The organism is Burkholderia sp. Ac-20384 (assembly GCF_017104605.1).
Taxonomy (GTDB): Bacteria; Pseudomonadota; Gammaproteobacteria; order Burkholderiales; family Burkholderiaceae; genus Burkholderia; species Burkholderia lata.
Map to the genome: position 1 here is coordinate 19,145 of NZ_JAAGPE010000073.1, position 18,676 is coordinate 37,820.

Here is an 18,676-nt window from a genome sequence, read left to right on the forward strand (position 1 = left end):
CCGTTGCGGGCGGCGTTTTTATGCCCGTCGATGCGACGTGCGGACCTGCAATCGGGAAATCATCATGAAAGAACGCGCGACCGGATCCTGCTGGTCGCGCGGTTGAATGCCCGCTGGGCGCTGCCCGGCGGCAAGCCGCGGCCCGGTGAACCGCTGCGCGACGCCGCGCAGCGCGAGCTGCTCGAAGAAACCGGGCTCGTGTGCGGCCACGCCCGCCATCTGTTCCGGATCGCCGGCACACACAAGCTGCATCACGTGTTTCTGGCCGACATCGCGCCGGACGCGATCGCGCGCCCGCTGAACGAGATCGCGCATTGCGCCTGGATCGACTCCGAATCGCTCGGGTCGTTGAATTGCAGCCAGCCGACGCCGCTCATCGTCGAACCCGCGTTCGACTGGCTGCGGCAACCCCACCTCGTGCCAGGCATGGCCGATCTTGACGTGTTCGCCGGTATCGCGGCCTGAGGTCTGCGCCTGCGGTGAGCGCGCGATACCGGTTCGTGCTGCGTTACATCTGCACGATATCGAGCAGCGCCTTCTTGCCGCTCTTGTACGTGAACACCGAGATCGCGCCGTGCTTCAGGTCGCCCTGCGGCGTGAAGCTCGTCTCGCCGATCACGCCTTTGTAGTCGGTCGCCGGCATCGCGGCCAGCACCTTCGCCGGGTCGGTCGAGTTCGCGCGCTTCATCGCGTCGACGATGATGTACACGGCGTCATACGAGAACGGCGCATACACCTGCATCGGCTGGTGATAACGCGCTTCGTAGCGTTTCACGAATGCCGCGCCGCCCGGCATCTTTTCGAGCGCGATGCCGGCTTCGGAGCACACGACGTTGTCGGATGCCGGGCCCGCGAGCTTCGGCAGGTCGGTCGAGCACACGCCGTCGCCGGCGAGGATCTTCGCGCGCATGCCGAGCTGACGTGCCTGCTTCGCGAGCGGCCCGCCCGTCGCATCCATGCCGCCGTACATGATCGCGTCCGGATTCGCGCCCTTGATCTTCGTGAGAATCGCGCGGAAGTCGATCGCCTTGTCGTTGGTCGCGTCGCGCGACACGACCTTCATCCCGGCGGCCTTCGCGGCCTTCTCGAACTCGGTCGCGAGGCCCTGCCCGTACGCGGTCGAATCGTCGACCACGGCCACCGTCTTGATGCCCATGTTCTTCGCCGCATACATCGCGAGCGCCGGCCCCTGCTGCGCGTCGGTCGCCACCACGCGATAGGTCGTCTTGAAGCCCTGCTGCGTGTACGTCGGGTTGGTCGCGGCCTGCGAGATCTGCACGACGCCGCCGTCGCGATAGACGCGCGACGCCGGGATCGACGTGCCCGAGTTGTGATGGCCGACGACACCGACGACCTTGTCGTCGACGAGCCGCTGCGCAACCTGCGTCGCGGTGCGCGGATCGCCCGCGTCGTCCTGCGCGTCGAGCTGCAGCGTGACCTTCTTGCCGCCGATCGTCAGCCCCTTCGCATTGATTTCCTCGACCGCGAGGCGCGCGCCGTTCTCGCTGTCCTTGCCGAGGTGCGCGATCGCGCCGGTCAGCGGCGCGACGTGGCCGATGCGCACGATTTCGTCCGCGTGCGCGGACAGCGCACACGTGAGCGCGGCCGCCGCGGCGAGTGCCGTCATGGAATGTCGAAGCATGTCTGTCTCCTGGTCAGTCTTGTGGGCCCCGTTCGATGCGGGACGTGTTGTGGTTCGGATGACGAAGCGGTTTCAGTCAATGATGCAGCGCGTCCTGCACCGCACGCCCCATCCCGGCCGGCAGCACGGCGTTCTCGCCGCGCGTCGCCACGCCGTACAGGTCCTTCGGATCGCGCGGCGCGGGAATCAGGTCGAGCTCGATGCCGATCTCGCGCTCGCGTGCCGCCGCGTTCAGGTAGCGCAGCGCCGAGAAATCCTCGAGCGCGAAGCCGACCGAATCGAACACCGTCACCTGCGCATCCGATTCGCGGCCAGGTTCGGCGCCCGACACGATCCGCGCGAACTCGATCACCGGGAAATCCGCCGGCATCTGCTGGATATCGCCTTCGATGCGCGTCTGCGGCTCGTACTCGACGATGACGCGCGCGCGCCGCAGCACGTCCGCATGCAGCTCGGTCTTGCCCGGGCAATCGCCGCCCACGGCGTTCACGTGCATCCCGTCCTCGATCATGTCCGGCGTCAGGATCGTCGCGTTGGTCTTGTCGGCGGTGACCGTCGTCACGATATCCGCGCCGCGCACGGCCTCCGCCGCCGACGCGCAGCGGATCACGCGCAGCGCCGTAAACGGCGCGAGGTTGCGGATCAGCTTGTCGGTCGCGGCCGGGTCGATGTCGAACACGCGCAACTCGTCGATACCGAGCATCTCGTGGAATGCAATCGCCTGGAATTCGCTCTGCGCACCGTTGCCGATCAGCGCCATCGAACGCGCATCGGCACGCGCGAGAAAGCGTGCGACCAATGCAGAGGTTGCAGCGGTGCGGATCGCCGTCGTCAGCGTCATCTCGCTGAGCAGCAGCGGGTAGCCGGTATCGACGTCGGCCAGTACGCCGAACGCCATCACCGTCAGCAGGTCGGCCTTGGTGTTCTTCGGATGGCCGTTCACATACTTGAACGCGTACAGCCGCGCGTCCGACGTCGGCATCAGCTCGATCACGCCGTCGGTCGAATGGCTGGCGAGGCGTGCGGTCTTCTCGAACGTCTCCCAGCGCCGGTAGTCCTGCTCGATATACGAGGCCATCGTCGTCAGGATCTGCGTCATCCCGACTTCAGCCACGAGCGTCGATACGCTCGTCACATCCAGATATCGCGTCATGCCCTTGCTCCACGGTTGCGGCGGCCGGCACGGAGCACGGCCACCGTTGAAACAGTCGGCGCCGCGCGTTACGCGCGCCCTTCGAATCCCAGCAGCACGTTGACCGCGTTGATGCCGATCTCGTCGACCATGTAGCCGCCTTCCATCACGAACAGCGTCGGCACGTTCAGGCGCGCGAGCGCCGCGCCGATGCGCAGGTAGTCGGGCGAGCGCAGCCGGAAATGGCTGATCGGGTCGTGCTCGAAGGTATCGACGCCGAGCGAGACGACGAGCGCGTCAGGTGCATGCGCGGCGATCGCGGTGGCCGCGTGATCGAGCGCTGCCGAGTAGGTGTCCCACAGCGTGCCCTTCGGCAGCGGCAGGTTCAGGTTGAACCCTTCGCCCGCACCGATGCCGCGCTCTTCCGCGTAACCGGAGAAGTACGGGTACGACACCGGCGGCTCGCCGTGGATCGATGCGAACAGCACGTCCGCGCGGTCGTAGAAGATGTCCTGCGTGCCGTTGCCGTGGTGGAAATCGACGTCGAGCACCGCGACGCGCGCGGCACCCTGTGCGACACAGTGCTGCGCGGCGATCGCCGCATTGTTCAGGTAGCAATAGCCGCCCATGTACTCCCGGCCTGCGTGATGGCCGGGCGGGCGGCACAGTGCAAACGCCGCGCGCGTTGCACCGCTCGACAGCAGGTCGGCGCCGGTGAGCGCGGAGTTCGCGCTCGCGCTCACGGCATCCCACGTGCCGGCGTTGATCGGCGCGCCGGCGTCCATCGCGTAGAAACCAAGCTTGCCGTCGATGAACGCGGGCGGCGTCGCGGCCGCCGGCATCGCGCGCACCGGCCACACGAGCGGCAGCGCCTGGCAGGTGCGGCCCGTGGCGGTCCACTCGTCCCACGCGCCGGCGAGGAAATCGACGTAGCGCGTGCTGTGCGCGGCCGCGTAGTGGGCGCGGTCGAACGGCTTCGGTGCGATCACGTCGCCGAGACCGGCGGCACGCACCTGCGCAAGCACCGTTTCGGCGCGAAGGGGGTTTTCGAACGAATCGGTGATCGCGCCGTCCTTCAATTCGACGCCGCGATGCAGTTGGTGATCGCTGCTGTAGACCGTGAGCATGGTTGACCGTTGCAGTGAGGGTGGCAACAGTTTATTGAGGGCAACCGGCAATAGCTTTGCTTTCGACGCGCGGCTTTCGTACAATTTTGAGAAAACCGCCTACGGAATCCCGGAAATGAGCAAAAATCGCGCTTCGGCCGAACTGGATGGCGTCGACCGCGCCATGCTGCGCCTGCTGCAGGACGACGGCGCGCTGTCGAACGCGACGCTCGGCGAGAAGCTGTCGCTGAGCGTCACGCCCTGCTGGCGGCGCCGCAAGCGGCTCGAGGACGAAGGCGTGATCACCGGCTACCAGGCGAACCTCGACCGGCGCGCGCTCGGCATGAACGTGTTCGCGTTCGTGCAGGTGACGTTCAACATGCATTCCGACCAGGATTCCGATCACTTCGAGGACGTGATCCGGCAGCACGACGAGGTGACGTCCTGCCACAAGATCACCGGCGCGGCCGACTACATCCTGCAGGTCGTCGCGGCCGATCTCGACGCGTATGCGGAATTCGTCGAGCGCGTGCTGCGCAAGCAGGCCGGGGTGTCGTCGATCCAGTCGAGCCTCGCGTTGCGCGAAGTGAAGTTCTCGTCGCGCGTGCCGGTGCCGGGCGACTGAACGATGCGGCGAACGCGCAGGCCGCCACCCGATTCTCCGACACTCATCCCATGGAGCACTACCCTATGAAGCGATTCATCCCTTCCGCTTCGCTGGCCGCCACGCTGGCCTGCGCGTTTGCCCTGAGCGCCTGTGCCGCGCAATCCACGCCGCCGGCGCAATCGTCGACGCCGGCCGTACCGCCGATGCCCGGCAGCGATCGCGATGCACACGGCTGCATCCCGTCGGCTGGCTATTCGTGGTGCGAAGCAACGCAACAATGCGAACGCCCGTGGGAACTCGCCAAGCAGAAGGGCTTCGCGAATTCGGCGCAAGCGTACGACCAGTTCTGCCGGAACGCTGCCGCGAAGTAAAGTGACCTGACGTCACGCAATCGTGTCGCGGCGCACTGCCGCGACACGACGCAGCCCCCCTCGACATCCCCTCCCGATCCCGCGCAGTTATCCCCAGCTTTCCCGCTTCCCGCGACCGTCATTCCGGAAACCCGGACACACAAAAAACCCCACAAAAACAACGGTATTTTTCGTTTGTGACACAGCAAACGAGTTCGGTTACATTACGCGCCCCTTGCCATCCCGCCCCCGCAAAACGCGTCACGCGCGGCCTCTTTCCACGCAGCCTGAAGCGCCTTCCGCTCAGGCTTGCCGCAAGGGCCCGGGCGCGTTGTGCGCCACTGTGACGCAGGCGCTTGCCTGCCCGCAGGAAGCCGATCCGAAGGTGTCCTTCCCGACGGCTTCGCGTGCGCAAATGCAACGGCGCGCGGCGTCGATCCGGAATTCCGGATTCGCGATCCGGATCTCCGGATACGTGTTTCACCGCGGTCGACACACGCGCCGGGCGGCTTGGCAAACCGATGCATCCAAGTTGAAAAAGGGATCTGCTGTGATCAAAACGTTACGGGTAATACTGTCGGCGCTCGCGCTGTGCGTCGCGACTTCGTCCACGCATGCCGCCGATACGAAGAAGGTCGACGTCCTGCTGGTGGGCGGCGGCATCATGAGCTCGACGCTCGGCGTCTGGCTGCACGAGCTTCAACCTGACTGGTCGATGACGATGGTCGAGCGCCTCGACGGCGTCGCGCTGGAAAGCTCGAACGGCTGGAACAACGCCGGCACCGGCCACTCGGCGCTCGCCGAACTCAACTACACGCCGGAGAAGGCGGACGGCAAGATCGACATCTCGAAAGCGATCGAGATCAACGAGTCGTTCCAGATCTCGCGCCAGTTCTGGGCGTGGCAGGTCAAGCAGGGCGTGCTGAAGAACCCGCACTCGTTCATCAACTCGACGCCGCACATGAGCTTCGTGTGGGGCGACGACAACGTCCGCTTCCTGAAGAAGCGCTACGAAGCGCTGCAGGCGAGCCCGCTGTTCCGCGGGATGCAGTATTCGGAAGACTACGACCAGATCAAGCAGTGGGTGCCGCTGATGATGGAAGGCCGCGACCCCAAGCAAAAGGTCGCGGCGACGTGGACGCCGATCGGCACCGACGTGAATTTCGGCGAGATCACGCGCCAGTTCGTCGGCTACCTGAAGACGCAGCCGAACTTCACGCTGTCGCTGTCGAGCGAAGTGCGCGAGATCTCGCGCAACGCCGACGGCACGTGGCACGTGAGCTGGGTCAAGCTGCACTCGGATGAGCCGGCGCAATCGGTCGACGCGAAATTCGTGTTCATCGGCGCGGGCGGCGGTGCGCTGCACCTGCTGCAGGCGTCGGGCATCCCCGAGGCGAAGGACTACGGCGCGTTCCCGGTCGGCGGCTCGTTCCTCGTGACGGACAACCCCGAAGTCGTGAAGCAGCATTTGGCGAAGGCGTACGGCAAGGCGTCGGTCGGCTCGCCGCCGATGTCGGTGCCGCACCTCGACACGCGGATCATCGACGGCAAGAAGATCATCCTGTTCGGGCCGTTCGCGACGTTCTCGACCAAGTTCCTGAAGAACGGTTCGTACTTCGACCTGCTCAAGAGCACCAACACGCACAACGTCGCACCGATGATGCGCGTGGGCGTGGACGAATTCCCGCTGGTCCAGTACCTCGCCGGCCAGCTGATGCTGTCGGACGACGACCGTTTCAACGCGCTGAAGGAATACTTCCCGAACGCGAAGAAGGAAGACTGGCGCCTGTGGCAAGCTGGCCAGCGCGTGCAGATCATCAAGCGCGACCCGGCGAAGGGTGGCGTGCTGAAGCTCGGCACCGAGATCGTCAGCTCGCAGGACGGCAGCATCGCGGGCCTGCTCGGCGCGTCGCCGGGCGCGTCGACCGCCGCGCCGATCATGCTGAACCTGATGAAGAAGGTGTTCAAGGACAAGGTCGCGACGCCCGAGTGGCAGCAGAAGATCCGCCAGATCGTGCCGAGCTACGGCACGAAGCTGAACGACAGCCCGGCGAAGGTCGTCGAGGAATGGACCTACACCAGCGACGTGCTGCAGCTGTCGCCGCCGCCGAAGATCGACGTCAACACGCCGTCGCAGGCCACCGGCACCGCGCCGGCCCGCCCGGCGAAGGCTTCGGCCGACATGGCGCTGTAATCCGCCGAGCGGCGACGCGAAACGCGACGGGCAGGCCGTTGCCCGTTCCGTCCTGTTTCGCCTGAAAGACGGATCGCCTCTCGCTCCGAAGAACGGGGACGCGATCCGTCATCTGCGGCCATCCGTGAGGATGGCCGTTTTTGCGTCGGCGACCGGCGCCGTGGCGCGTGCCACCGGCCGCACGATCGCGGCGCCCGGGTGAAATCGACCGTTTGCGCCGATTCCGCCGCATCCGGCCCGGCACCGTGCGCGGTATCCGCTAGAATTGCGGCACGCGCGATCCCGAATCGCCCTCCCGATCCATCATCCGCAGCGTCGCACCCTCACGCCACCGTCCGCACCGCCCCGTTCCCGAGGGCGCACGCGACCGCCGTGGCCGTGTGACGCCCGCGCCCGCCCGCTAAGGGCGCACAACCGAATTCAGCTGGAGAAAGACCGTGTTTACCTGCCGAAACCAGAGCTGCGGCACGCCGTGGGAGCAGTCCGACGTCGTCATCAAGGACGAAGGCCAGGGGCTGCTGTTCCGCTGCCCGCTGTGCGGCGCGCGCAACTACCTCGAACGCTTCGAAGACGACGAAGGCAAGGTCGTCTACGAGCAGATGGAAGGCCGCCCCTACCTCGGAGACCTGGAATGACCCAGCCGACCGCCACGCCGTTCAGCGCGCTGTCGTTGACGCCCGCCACGCTCGCCAACCTCGCGCAGCTCGGCTATGTCGACATGACGCCGATCCAGGCCGCGAGCCTGCCGATCGCGCTGGCCGGCCAGGACCTGATCGCGCAGGCGAAGACGGGCAGCGGCAAGACCGCCGCGTTCTCGCTCGCGCTGCTGGCACGCCTCGACGCACGCCGCTTCGACGTGCAGGCGATGATCCTGTGCCCGACACGCGAACTCGCCGACCAGGTCACGCAGGAAGTGCGCCGCCTCGCGCGCGCCGAGGAAAACGTGAAGGTGCTGACGCTGTGCGGCGGCACGCCGATGCGCCCGCAGACGCAGAGCCTCGAGCACGGTGCGCACATCGTCGTCGGCACGCCCGGCCGCATCATGGATCACCTCGATCGCGGCAACCTGAAGCTCGACGCGCTGAACACGCTGGTGCTCGACGAAGCCGACCGGATGCTCGACATGGGCTTCTTCGACGACATCGCGAAGGTCGCACGGATGTGCCCGACCACGCGCCAGACGCTGCTGTTCTCCGCGACCTACCCGGACGGCATCGCGAAGCTGAGCCAGCAGTTCCTGCGCAACCCGAAGGAAGTGAAACTCGCGGAGCGCCACGACGACAGCAAGATTCGCCAGCGCTTCTATGAAGTGACGGAAGACGAGCGGCTGCATGCGGTGGGCCAGCTGCTGAACCACTACCGGCCGGTGAGCACGATCGCGTTCTGCAACACCAAGCAGCAGTGCCGCGACCTGCTCGACGTGCTGCACGCGCAGGGCTTCCACGCGCTCGCGCTGCACGGCGAGCTCGACCAGCGCGAGCGCGACCAGGTGCTGATCCAGTTCGCGAACCGCAGCTGCTCGGTGCTGGTGGCAACCGACGTCGCCGCGCGCGGGCTCGACATCGCGCAGCTCGAAGCGGTGATCAACGTCGACGTGACGCCCGACCCCGAAGTGCACGTGCACCGCATCGGCCGTACCGGCCGTGCGGATCAGGACGGCTGGGCGCTGAGTCTCGCGAGCATGGACGAGATGGGCCGCGTCGGCGGGATCGAGCAGGCGCAGAAGCGCGAGGTCGAATGGCATCCGCTCGCGGAGCTGACGCCGACCGGCACTGACACGCTGCTGCCGCCGATGGAAACGCTGCAGATCCTCGGCGGGCGCAAGGACAAGATCCGCCCAGGCGACGTGCTCGGCGCGCTGACCGGTGACGCCGGGTTCGACGGCAAGCAGATCGGCAAGATCAACGTGACCGAGTTCTCGACCTATGTCGCGCTCGAGCGCGGCGTGGCGCACGACGCGCTGCGCAAGCTCAATGCAGGGAAAATCAAGGGCAAACGGGTCAAGGTCCGGTTGATGGACGAAGAGTGATGCCGGCGCGCGCCGCGACGCTCACGCGGCGCGCTCGCCCAGCATCGCCAGATACTGCCGTACTGCCCCCCATTCCGCGCCGATCCGGCTGATCGCGACGAGTTCCGATTTCGGCGTGTCCCCCACGAGTTTCCGGTAGACCACGTTCGGCGCCGCGATCCGGCTCAGCGGCGCCGGCGCAAGCGTGACCCCGAGACCCGCGCCGGTCAGCACCAGCACCGACAGCGTGCTGCCCACCTTGTGCGCGATGCGCGGCTCCCGGCCGAGCACCTGCCGCAGAACGGCCAGTTGCCCTTCATCGTCGCCGTCGGCCGCATACAGGATGAACGGTTCGTCCGCGAGCGCGGCAACGCTCACCGAGCGCCGCTTCGCGAGCGGATGCCGGTCGTTCATCGCCACTTCCCACGACCAGCTGCCGACCGTCCGCACGGCCAGCCTCGCATCGACTTCCGTGCCGAACGCCGGGCAATAGCCGATGTCGAGCCGGCCCGCGAGGATGGCCTCCTGCTGCGCGGCCGGCGCCATCTCGTGCAGGTCGAGCGTCACCTCCGGCCACGCCGCATGAAACGCGATCAGGTCGTCGGACAGCCGCCCCGTCGCGACCGCATTGCCGACGAAGCCGATCCGCACCACGCCCGTCTCGCCGCGCGCCGCACGCTGTACGACCGCCTTCGCGCGCTCGGCCTGCTCGAGCGTGTGTCGCGCCTCGGTCACCAGCAGCCGGCCGGCGTCGGTCAGCGCGACCTTGCGCGTGCTGCGCTCGAACAGCGCGGTGCCCAGCTCATCCTCGAGCGCGCGAATCTGCATGCTCAGCGCGGGCTGCACGATATGCAGCCGCTCCGCCGCACGGCCGAAATGCCCCTCTTCGGCAACCGCGAGAAAGTAACGCAAATGGCGAAGGTCCATACGGTCGATTCATCACTCAAAACGATCAATCGTGAAATTTAATCTATTGGATTGAAAAATCAACCGCGCGCATCCTGATGGTCAGGCGCTGGCATACAGCGCATTTCCACAGGAGCCCAATCATGTCCGACCGCAACCGTATCGATGTCCACCAACACGTCGTCCCGCCGTTCTGGGCCGACGCCCTGCCCGCCCACGGCGGCGACCCGTCCGGCTGGGGCAGCCCCACCTGGAGCCCGGAAAGCGCGATCGCGTTCATGGATTCGCTGGAAATCCAGACCGGCGTGCTGTCGCTGACGGCGCCCGGCGTGCAGGGCTGGAACGGCCAGGCCAAGCGCGACATGGCGCGCCAGGTCAACGAATACGTGGCCGGCCTCGTCGCAAAGTGGCCAGCCCGCTTCGGCAACTTCGCGACGCTGCCGCTGCCCGACGTCGACGGCACGCTCGCCGAAATCGACCACGCGTTCGACACGCTGAAGGCCGACGGCGTCGTGCTGCTCAGCAACTACGGCGGCACGTATCTCGGCGATGCGGCGTTCGAACCCGTGTGGGATGAACTCGACCGCCGCCGCGCCGTCGTGTTCATCCACCCGGCGAAGCCGGCGATCGATGCGATACCCGGGATGCCCGGCCCGTTGCTCGACTATCCGTTCGATACGACGCGCGCGGCCGTCCAGCTCGTGCTCAACGGCGTGATCGCGCGGCACCCGAACGTGCGCATTATCCTGTCGCACGCGGGCGGCTTCCTGCCGTACACCGCGTACCGCTTTGCCGAACTCGCGCCGGGCGTGCGCAACGACGTGCCGAATCGCGACGGGCTGCTCGACCTGCTGCGCACGTTCTACTTCGATACCGCGCTGTCGTCGCCGTCGGCGCTGCCGAGCCTCACCGCGTTCGCGCAACCCGATCGCGTGCTGTACGGCAGCGACTTCCCGTACGCGCCGCCCGCCGTCAGCACGTCGTTCACCCACGCGCAGGATGCGTATGCGGCGCTCGACGCCGACCGGCACGCCGCGATCAACCAGGCGAACGCATTGCCGCTGTTCCCGCGTCTCGCTGCGCTGGCGCGGTAACGCGGTAACGCACGGCGAGGTAAAGCGTGACGCCCCGCAACGGCGGCGTCACACGCGCAACCGGCGAACGGTGCAACGCCGTCAGGTCAGAACGGAATGACGGCCTTCGCCCACACGGCCTCCCCGGCCGGCCGGTTGCGCACGAAGAACTCCTTCACGACGCGCGCTTCCACGCTGATCTTGCTGAACTGATAGCGAAACCCCGGCCCGATCGCGAACGTCTGGCCGCGAAAGCCGTCGCCCGCGACCGGCTGCCCGTTCTGCATGTCGTCCGTGGTCTGCTTGACGAAGTAGCCCGACAACCCAACCCGCGCCTTCGGCGTGACCGCATAGCTCGCCGAATAGTCGACGTGAAACAGGTTCCCCGAGTGATAGTGCGTGTCGTTGTTCGGCGAGTTGAAGCTGTACGTGAACTTCGCGGACACCTCGACCTTGTCGTTCGGCAGCCACGACACGCCGAACACCGGCCGCGCGGTGTAGTAGTTCTTGCCGGTGTTCAGCGCTGAATTTGCATCGTACTGACCGGTCGGGAACACGAACTCGATCGCCGCGACGGTGCGCAACGCGCCTGAACCCCACGCGATCAGCGCGGGGCTGACGATCAGGTCGCCGAGATTGGTGCGGTCGAACGACGCGCCGCCCGCATCGAGCGAGAGGTGCTGCATCGGCAGCACCGCATACGCACCGTAGCGCCCGCCGAGCACCGACAGGTTCGACATCCAGACCACGCGCGGAATCAGCACTTCCGCATCGAGCTTGAAGCCGGGCACCGAGCCGTTGCCATGCGAATCGTTGAAGCGCGACGCGTGGTAATGCGTGTAGTACAGCAGCGCGTACAGCCCCGCCGGCGGCAGCGCGCCGGCGAAGAACGCTTCCGCGCCCTCGCCGATCGTGTCGCCGCCGCCCTCCGTCGCCCAAGCGCCCGTGCTCAATGCGATGCCCGCGCACGCAGCGAGCGCGCGCAACCCGAATGCAGACTTCCGTTTCATCGATGTCTCCAATATTCGTTCTACTGAATTGATTTTTTGTATGGGTGCCTTCGTGAGCACCTGCGTTGCCGCCGCCTGCTACGCGGCGACGACACGTCCTGCCGACCTACTACGGCTACGGCTCTACGGCTACGTGCTGAAATGCTCGATGACGAGCTGGTTGAAGTGTGCGGCATGCTCGATCTGCGTCCAGTGTCCGCACCGGCCGAACACATGGAGCTGGGCGTTCGGCAGCAGCTCGAGCAGCTTCAGCGAACTGTCGAGCGGAATCACGCGGTCCTCGCGGCCGTGCACGATCAGCGTGTCGTGCGTCAGCGCGCGCAGCTTCGTCTCGTCGCTCGCGAGCGCGTCGACCCAGCGCTGGCGCGGCGCGGGAAACATGTTCGCGAACGCCTCCTGGTAGCCGGGCCGCACGCTCGCGTCGTAGCGCAGCTTCGCGAGTTCGTCGTTCACGAGCGTGCGATCGAACGCGAAGATGTCCAGCAGCGCGCGCATGTTCGCGATCGACGGCGTGTAACCCCACACCGCGTCGAGCCCTTCGGTCAGCGTGAAACGCGTACCGGCCGCGCCCATCAGCACGAGCCGGCCGACCCGCTCGGGCGCCCGGATCGCGAGTGCCAGCGCGAGCGCGCCGCCGAACGAATTGCCGACCACGTGCGCACGCTCGATGTCGAGCGCGTCGAGCAGGCCGAGCGCGTGATCGACCCAGTGGTCCATCGAATAGCGGTACCCGGCCGGGCGCTCGGTTTCGCCGAACCCTGCCATGTCCGGCGCGATCACGCGAAACTGCCGTGCCAGCGCGGGCATCGTGAGCCGCCAGTTCGCATAGGCCGTGACACCCGGCCCCGAGCCGTGGATCAGCAGCACGGGCGGCCCGTCGCCGCTGTCGTGATAGTTCGTGTCGATGCCGCCGGCAACGATCCGGCGGCCGATTTCAGGATTGGATGACATGACGCTCCTTCAGTCGATTCATGGGGACGTGGCGTGTTATCGCCCGCGCTGTTTCGCGCTCTGCCCGCCGATCCCGAAATGCGCCTTCGGCATCTCGGTGATGATCACGCGCACCGATTCGACCGGCGCCTCGAGCGAGCGATGAATGGCCTGCGTGACCTCGGCGATCAGGCGTTCCTTCTTGTCGTCGTCGCGGCCTTCGAGGATGTAGAGATGAGCAACCGGCACGATGGCCTCCTGTTTGGTCGTGTTTCGTTCAGATGAAACGCAGGCCGATCGAGCCGACGTCCTGCACGCGCAGCGTCACGCTGTCGCCGGCCGCGACGGCCACCGCCTCGGTGATGCCGCCCGACAGGATCACGCTGCCCGCCGGAATCGATTCGCCGCGCGCGCCCAGGTGGTTCGCGAGCATCGCGACCGCGGCGGCCGGATGCCCGAGCACCGCCGCGCCGGCGCCGAACGCCACCGGCAGGCCGTTCTTCTCGAGCACGACGCCGAGCGTGCGCAGGTCGACGCCGTCCACCGCGAGCGGCCGCCCGCCCGCGACGAAGCGCGCGGCCGACGTGTTGTCGGCCACCACGCTCTTCAGGTCGAACTTGAAGTCGCGATAGCGGCTGTCGATCACCTCGATGCCGGCGATGACGAAATCCGTCGCGGCGAGCACCGCGCCGATATGGCAGCCCGGCCCCTTCAGCTCGGCCTTGGTCACGAATGCAATCTCGGGCTCCACCTTCGGATGGATCAGTGCGGACGTATCGCACTCGCCGCCGTCGGGCAGGTCGTAGATGTCCGTGAGGAAGCCGAACACGGGCGTATCGACGCCCATCTGGCGCATCTTCGCGTGCGACGTCAGGCCGGCCTTGTAGCCGACGATCCGCGCGCCGCGCCCGAGCTGCCGGCGGCGGATCGCGTCCTGCACCGCGTAGGCATCGTCCCAGTCCATCTCGGGATGACGGTCGGTGATCTTCGGTGTGTCGCGCGCGTCGCGCATGCAGCCGTCGAGATGCTCGGCGAGCGATTCGACGATGTCGGTGGTCAGGTTCATGCGGCCTCCCGCTTCGCTTGCGCCGCGCGCGCCTTCGCGAGTGTCAGCGCGGTGTCTTCGATCATGTCCTCCTGCCCGCCGACCATCCCGCGCCGGCCCAGCTCGACGAGGATGTCGCGCGCCGGGATCCCGTACTTGTCGCCCGCGCGCTTCGCGAACAGCAGGAACGAGCCGTACACGCCCGCGTAGCCGAGCGTCAGCGCATCGCGATCAAGACGGATCGGGAAGTCCATCATCGGCACGACGAGATCCTCCGCGACGTCCTGGATCTTCCACACGTCGACACCGGTCTCGATGCCCATCCGTTCGCACACGGCGACGAACACTTCGAGCGGCGTATTGCCCGCGCCGGCGCCGAGCCCGGCTGCCGCGCCGTCGATCCGGTTCGCGCCGGCCTCGATCGCGGCGATCGAGTTCGCGACACCCATCGCCAGGTTGTGGTGGCCGTGGAAGCCGAGCTCCGTCTGCGGCTGCAGCGCGTCGCGCACCGCACCGAGGCGCGCCTTCACGTCGTCGGGCAGCATGTAGCCGGCGGAATCGGTGATGTAGATGCAGTTCGCGCCGTACGACTCCATCAGCTTTGCCTGCTTCACGAGCCCTTCCGGGCTGTTCATGTGGCTCATCATCAGGAAGCCGACGGTATCCATGTCGAGCTTGCGCGCCATCGCGATGTGCTGCTCGGAGACGTCGGCCTCGGTGCAGTGCGTCGCGACGCGGATCGTATGCACGCCGAGCGCGTGCGCCTCCTTCAGGTGGTCGACGGTGCCGATGCCCGGCAGCAGCAGCGCCGATACCTTCGCGCGCTTGAGCAGCGGGATCACCGCGCCGAGGTATTCGGCGTCGGTGTGCGCGGGAAAGCCGTAGTTGACCGACGAGCCGCCGAGCCCGTCGCCGTGCGTGACTTCGATCAGCGGCACGCCGGCCGCATCGAGCCCGGTCGCCACCGCGCGCATCTGGTCGAGCGTCATCTGGTGACGCTTCGGGTGCATGCCGTCACGCAGCGTCATGTCGTGGACGGTGATTCGCTTGCCTTTGAGATTCATTGCCGTTTCCTTGTTCGTCCGGTCGTGGGATGAGCGCGCGTCAGGCTGCCTGCGCGGCCGGCTGGAGCGCGAGGCGGCCGGCCAGCAGTTCCTCGGCGAACATCTCGGCGGTGCGCGCGGCGGCGGCCGTCATGATGTCGAGGTTGCCCGCGTACTTCGGCAGGTAGTCGCCGAGGCCTTCGACTTCGAGGTAGATCGACACGCGGTTGCCGTCGAACACCGGCCCGTTGACGAGCCGGTAGCCGGGCACGTAGCGCTGCACGTCGGCAATCATCGCGTGCACCGATTCGACGATGCGTGCCTCGTCGGGCGCGGTCTCGGTCAGGCAATGCACGGTGTCGCGCATGATCAGCGGCGGGTCGGCCGGGTTGATCACGATGATCGCCTTGCCGTCCTTCGCGCCGCCGACCTGCGCAACTGCCGCCGCCGTCGTGCGCGTGAATTCGTCGATGTTCTTGCGCGTGCCGGGGCCGACCGAGCGCGACGACACCGTCGCGACGATCTCGCCGTACGCGACCGGCTGCACGCGGGACACCGCGCGCACCATCGGGATCGTCGCCTGGCCGCCGCACGTGACCATGTTCACGTTCATCTCGCCGGAGCCGATGTGATCCATCAGGTTGACGGGCGGCACGCAGTACGGGCCGATCGCGGCCGGCGTCAGGTCGATCATCAGCACGCCGAGCGCGTTGAGCTTGCGGCTGTTCTCCGCGTGCACGTAGGCGCTCGTCGCGTCGAACGCGATCTGGACGCCGTCGGCCTGCACGTGCGGCAGCAGGCCGTCGACGCCCTCCGCGGTCGTCTTCAGCCCAAGTTCGCGCGCACGCTTCAGGCCGTCGGAATCGGGATCGATGCCGACCATCCAGACGGGTTCGAGCACGGGGCTGCGCATGAGTTTGGCGAGCAGGTCGGTGCCGATGTTGCCGGGGCCGATCAGCGCGCAACGGATCTTTCGGGTCATGGGGAATTCCTCGTTTGCCAGTGAAGGGGAACGGCGCCGCTCACGCGAACCGCACCGAACATGCGCCGATCCCGCCGATCGATACGCGGAAGTTGTCGCCGGGCCCGGCCGGCGCCATCGCCGCGAGCGCACCGGACAGGATCACCTCGCCGGCCTTCAGCGGGATGCCGAGCCGGCCGAGCGTATTGGCGAGCCACGCGACGGCATTGACCGGCGAGCCGAGCGCGGCCGCGCCGGCGCCGGTACCGATCACGTCGCCGTTTTTCTCGAGCACCATCCCGCAGGTCGAGAGATCGACGCGGCGTGTGCTCACCGCCTGGTCGCCGAGCACGAACACGCCGCACGACGCGTTGTCGGCCACGGTGTCGCCGATCCGGATCTTCCAGTCGCGAATCCGCGAATCGACGATCTCGAAGCACGGCATCACGCATTCGGTCGCGGCCAGCACCATCGCGTTCGTCACGCCGGGGCCGAGCAGGTCGCGCTTCAGCACGAACGCGATCTCGCCTTCCGCCTTCGGCTGGATCAGCGTGTCGAGCGGAATGCACTCGCCTTCGCCATACACCATCCCCGACAGCAGGTAGCCGAAGTCGGGCTGGTACACGCCGAGCATGTCCATCACGGCTTTCGACGTGACGCCGATCTTCTTGCCGATCACGGTTTCCCCGGCGTCCAGGCGGCGCTGCACGAAGCGCTGCTGGATCCGGTACGCGTCGTCGACCGACAGGTCCTCGTGCTGCGACGTCAGCGGTGCGACGGGCGTGCGCGAGGCCATCGCGTCGTACAGCCGGTCGCCCAGCGCGGTAATCAACGTGGAGTCCATAAGAGTTTTCCGGTCAGTAACGGGTGGGTCAGAGCTTGATGCAGACGTTGCGGAGTTCCGTGTAGAACTCGAGCGAATGCACGCCGCCTTCGCGGCCGATGCCCGATTGCTTCGCGCCGCCGAACGCAGTGCGCAGGTCGCGCAGGAACCACGAATTGACCCACGCGATGCCGACGTCGATCGACGCGGCGACGCGATGCGCGCGGGCGAGGTGGGTGGTCCAGATCGCGGTCGACAGCCCGTACGCGTTCGCATTCGCGCGGCCGATCACCTCGGCTTCCGAATCGAACGGCATCACGAGCGTGCACGGCCCGAAGATCTCGTCGCGCGCGATCGGCGAATCGTCGCCGAGGCCCGTCCAGATCGTCGGCTGCACCCACGCGCCGTCGCGCAGGTCCGCCGGCATGTCGGGCACGCCGCCGCCCGTCACGACCGTCGCGCCGAGTTCGGCGGCCTTGCGGTAGTACGACAGCACCTTGTCGCGGTGCTCCTGGCTGATCAACGGACCGATGCCGGTCGAGTCCGCGTCCGGGCGGCCCGGCCGCAGTTGCTCGGCGCCGGCCTTCAGCGCGGCGACGAAGCGCTCGAACAGCGGACGCTCGACATACACGCGCTCGGTGCCGAGGCACACCTGCCCCGCATTCGCGAAGCACGAGCGCAGCGTGCCTTCGACGGCCGCGTCGAAATCGCAGTCGGCGAACACGATCGCCGCGTTCTTGCCGCCCATCTCGAGGCTGACGGGCCGCGCGCCATCGGCCGCCGCCTTCATGATCGCCGCGCCGGTGCGCGTCTCGCCGGTGAACGTGATCGCGTTCACGCCGGGATGGGTCGTCAGGAATTCGCCCGCCGAACCGGGCCCGAAGCCGTGCACGACGTTGTAGACGCCGCGCGGCACGCCCGCCGCGTTCATCACCTCGCCGAGCAGCGCGGCCGTCTGCGGCGTTTCCTCCGACGGCTTCACGACCACCGTGTTGCCGCAGGCCAGCGCGGGGCCCACCTTCCACGTCATCAGCAGCAGCGGCAGGTTCCACGGGCAGATCACGCCGACCACGCCGACCGGGCGGCGGATCGCGTAGTTGAGCGCGCCCGCGCCGTCCGGCGTCGCCATTTCGAAGGTTTCGCCTGGCACGTTCTTCACGACGTCGGCGAACACCTTGAAGTTCGCCGCGCCGCGCGGAATGTCGATGTGGCTCGCGAGGCTCACCGGCTTGCCGGTGTCGGCCACTTCGGCGTCGAGGAAATCGTCGAAGCGGCGCGTGATGCCGTCGGCCACCGCGTACAGGATGTCGACGCGCTGCGCGACGGTCAGCCCGCCCCACGGCCCCGACAGCGCCGCGCGCGCCGCCTGCACGGCCGCGTCGACATCCGCGCGGCTCGCTTCGGCCACGCGGGCGATCACGGTGTTGTCGAGCGGCGAGCGCTTGTCGAACCAGCGATCGCCCGCGCGATAGTCGCCGTCGATGAAGTTGCGGACGCGCCGCGGTTCCGGCTGCCCGCCGGCGGGGCCGCGTGTCGCGGCGAGAGGTTCCGTGTCGTACATGATGTGGTTGCCGATAGTCGTGAATCCGTGATCCGGTGCGGTCGCGAAGGACGTGTGCGAAGGACGTTCGCAAGGCGCATTCGCGAGCCGCGTGCCGTGTTTCGTGTACTGCCCGTCACCCGCCGCCGACGCCGGCTGCGTCGAGGCCCGCGCGGGCACAGCTTTCGTCCTGCGCCTCGCTGCCGCCCGACACGCCGATGCCGCCGATCAGCGCGCCGTCGTCGACGATCGGCAGCCCGCCGCCGAACGCGACGAAGCGCGGGCGCAACACGAGCCCGCTCGGAC

Annotated in this window: 20 protein-coding genes; 7 read left to right on the top strand and 13 right to left on the bottom strand. The window is 67.4% G+C overall.

The features are described from left to right. Positions 1–30: 30 nt before the first annotated feature. Positions 31–465, top strand: a complete 435-nt coding sequence (locus tag G3O00_RS16570) for an NUDIX hydrolase (protein ID WP_174929906.1) — start codon at positions 31–33, stop codon at positions 463–465. 43 nt (positions 466–508) lie between these two features. Here G3O00_RS16570 and G3O00_RS16575 read toward each other — a convergent pair whose 3' ends face one another. From G3O00_RS16575 to G3O00_RS16585, 3 genes are all read right to left on the bottom strand, one after another. Continuing rightward, positions 509–1,642 carry a branched-chain amino acid ABC transporter substrate-binding protein gene (locus tag G3O00_RS16575; protein WP_206143642.1) on the bottom strand — a complete coding sequence of 378 codons (1,134 nt, stop codon included), beginning with the start codon at positions 1,640–1,642 and terminating at the stop codon, positions 509–511. Between the two features lie 76 nt (positions 1,643–1,718). Next, positions 1,719–2,795: an ornithine cyclodeaminase gene (locus G3O00_RS16580; protein ID WP_206143643.1), complete on the bottom strand. Its 1,077-nt coding sequence runs from the start codon at positions 2,793–2,795 to the stop codon at positions 1,719–1,721. Between the two features lie 68 nt (positions 2,796–2,863). Beyond that, on the bottom strand, positions 2,864–3,901 hold the full coding sequence (locus tag G3O00_RS16585; RefSeq protein ID WP_206143644.1) for a histone deacetylase family protein: 1,038 nt from the start codon (positions 3,899–3,901) through the stop codon (positions 2,864–2,866). Between the two features lie 115 nt (positions 3,902–4,016). Between G3O00_RS16585 and G3O00_RS16590 the strand changes: the two genes are divergently transcribed. From G3O00_RS16590 to dbpA, 5 genes are all read left to right on the top strand, one after another. Next, positions 4,017–4,505 (top strand): Lrp/AsnC family transcriptional regulator, encoded by a 489-nt coding sequence (locus tag G3O00_RS16590; RefSeq protein WP_174914363.1) that lies wholly within the window; start codon positions 4,017–4,019, stop codon positions 4,503–4,505. A 65-nt stretch (positions 4,506–4,570) separates the two neighbouring features. Continuing rightward, on the top strand, positions 4,571–4,858 hold the full coding sequence (locus G3O00_RS16595) for a hypothetical protein (protein WP_206143645.1): 288 nt from the start codon (positions 4,571–4,573) through the stop codon (positions 4,856–4,858). Positions 4,859–5,369: 511 nt separating this feature from the next. Further along, positions 5,370–7,031 carry a malate dehydrogenase (quinone) gene (gene mqo, locus G3O00_RS16600; RefSeq protein WP_206143646.1) on the top strand — a complete coding sequence of 554 codons (1,662 nt, stop codon included), beginning with the start codon at positions 5,370–5,372 and terminating at the stop codon, positions 7,029–7,031. A gap of 437 nt (positions 7,032–7,468) precedes the next feature. Then, the gene (locus G3O00_RS16605; RefSeq protein ID WP_011356541.1) at positions 7,469–7,666 is read left to right on the top strand and encodes a hypothetical protein; all 198 of its coding nucleotides are present in this window, start codon (positions 7,469–7,471) and stop codon (positions 7,664–7,666) included. Then, on the top strand, positions 7,663–9,060 hold the full coding sequence (dbpA, locus tag G3O00_RS16610) for an ATP-dependent RNA helicase DbpA (RefSeq protein WP_011356542.1): 1,398 nt from the start codon (positions 7,663–7,665) through the stop codon (positions 9,058–9,060). The genes G3O00_RS16605 and dbpA overlap by 4 nt, the downstream gene beginning before the upstream one ends. 21 nt (positions 9,061–9,081) lie before the next feature. Here dbpA and G3O00_RS16615 read toward each other — a convergent pair whose 3' ends face one another. Next, positions 9,082–9,966: a LysR substrate-binding domain-containing protein gene (locus G3O00_RS16615; RefSeq protein ID WP_206143647.1), complete on the bottom strand. Its 885-nt coding sequence runs from the start codon at positions 9,964–9,966 to the stop codon at positions 9,082–9,084. A gap of 122 nt (positions 9,967–10,088) precedes the next feature. Here G3O00_RS16615 and hndA point away from each other — a divergent pair, with 122 nt between their 5' ends. Further along, positions 10,089–11,039 (top strand): 2-hydroxy-1-naphthoic acid nonoxidative decarboxylase, encoded by a 951-nt coding sequence (hndA, locus tag G3O00_RS16620; RefSeq protein WP_206143648.1) that lies wholly within the window; start codon positions 10,089–10,091, stop codon positions 11,037–11,039. A gap of 86 nt (positions 11,040–11,125) precedes the next feature. Here hndA and G3O00_RS16625 read toward each other — a convergent pair whose 3' ends face one another. The 9 genes from G3O00_RS16625 to G3O00_RS16665 all read right to left on the bottom strand — a co-directional run. After that, positions 11,126–12,028 (bottom strand): transporter, encoded by a 903-nt coding sequence (locus G3O00_RS16625; RefSeq protein WP_206143649.1) that lies wholly within the window; start codon positions 12,026–12,028, stop codon positions 11,126–11,128. Between the two features lie 129 nt (positions 12,029–12,157). Continuing rightward, entirely contained in the window at positions 12,158–12,979 is an 822-nt protein-coding gene (locus G3O00_RS16630; RefSeq protein WP_206143650.1) for an alpha/beta fold hydrolase, read from the bottom strand. A gap of 36 nt (positions 12,980–13,015) precedes the next feature. Beyond that, entirely contained in the window at positions 13,016–13,207 is a 192-nt protein-coding gene (locus G3O00_RS16635) for a 2-hydroxymuconate tautomerase (protein WP_174929897.1), read from the bottom strand. Between the two features lie 28 nt (positions 13,208–13,235). Next, the gene (gene dmpH / locus G3O00_RS16640; protein WP_011356548.1) at positions 13,236–14,024 is read right to left on the bottom strand and encodes a 2-oxo-3-hexenedioate decarboxylase; all 789 of its coding nucleotides are present in this window, start codon (positions 14,022–14,024) and stop codon (positions 13,236–13,238) included. Continuing rightward, positions 14,021–15,067, bottom strand: a complete 1,047-nt coding sequence (gene dmpG, locus G3O00_RS16645) for a 4-hydroxy-2-oxovalerate aldolase (RefSeq protein WP_011356549.1) — start codon at positions 15,065–15,067, stop codon at positions 14,021–14,023. The genes dmpH and dmpG overlap by 4 nt, the downstream gene beginning before the upstream one ends. A gap of 40 nt (positions 15,068–15,107) precedes the next feature. Continuing rightward, the gene (locus G3O00_RS16650; RefSeq protein WP_175046003.1) at positions 15,108–16,028 is read right to left on the bottom strand and encodes an acetaldehyde dehydrogenase (acetylating); all 921 of its coding nucleotides are present in this window, start codon (positions 16,026–16,028) and stop codon (positions 15,108–15,110) included. A gap of 40 nt (positions 16,029–16,068) precedes the next feature. After that, positions 16,069–16,851, bottom strand: a complete 783-nt coding sequence (dmpE, locus tag G3O00_RS16655; protein WP_174929895.1) for a 2-oxopent-4-enoate hydratase — start codon at positions 16,849–16,851, stop codon at positions 16,069–16,071. 28 nt (positions 16,852–16,879) lie between these two features. Continuing rightward, positions 16,880–18,391 carry a 2-hydroxymuconic semialdehyde dehydrogenase gene (locus tag G3O00_RS16660; RefSeq protein WP_206143651.1) on the bottom strand — a complete coding sequence of 504 codons (1,512 nt, stop codon included), beginning with the start codon at positions 18,389–18,391 and terminating at the stop codon, positions 16,880–16,882. Between the two features lie 115 nt (positions 18,392–18,506). Further along, positions 18,507–18,676: heme-binding protein (locus G3O00_RS16665; protein WP_206143653.1), on the bottom strand; the 170-nt coding region annotated here is incomplete at its 5' end.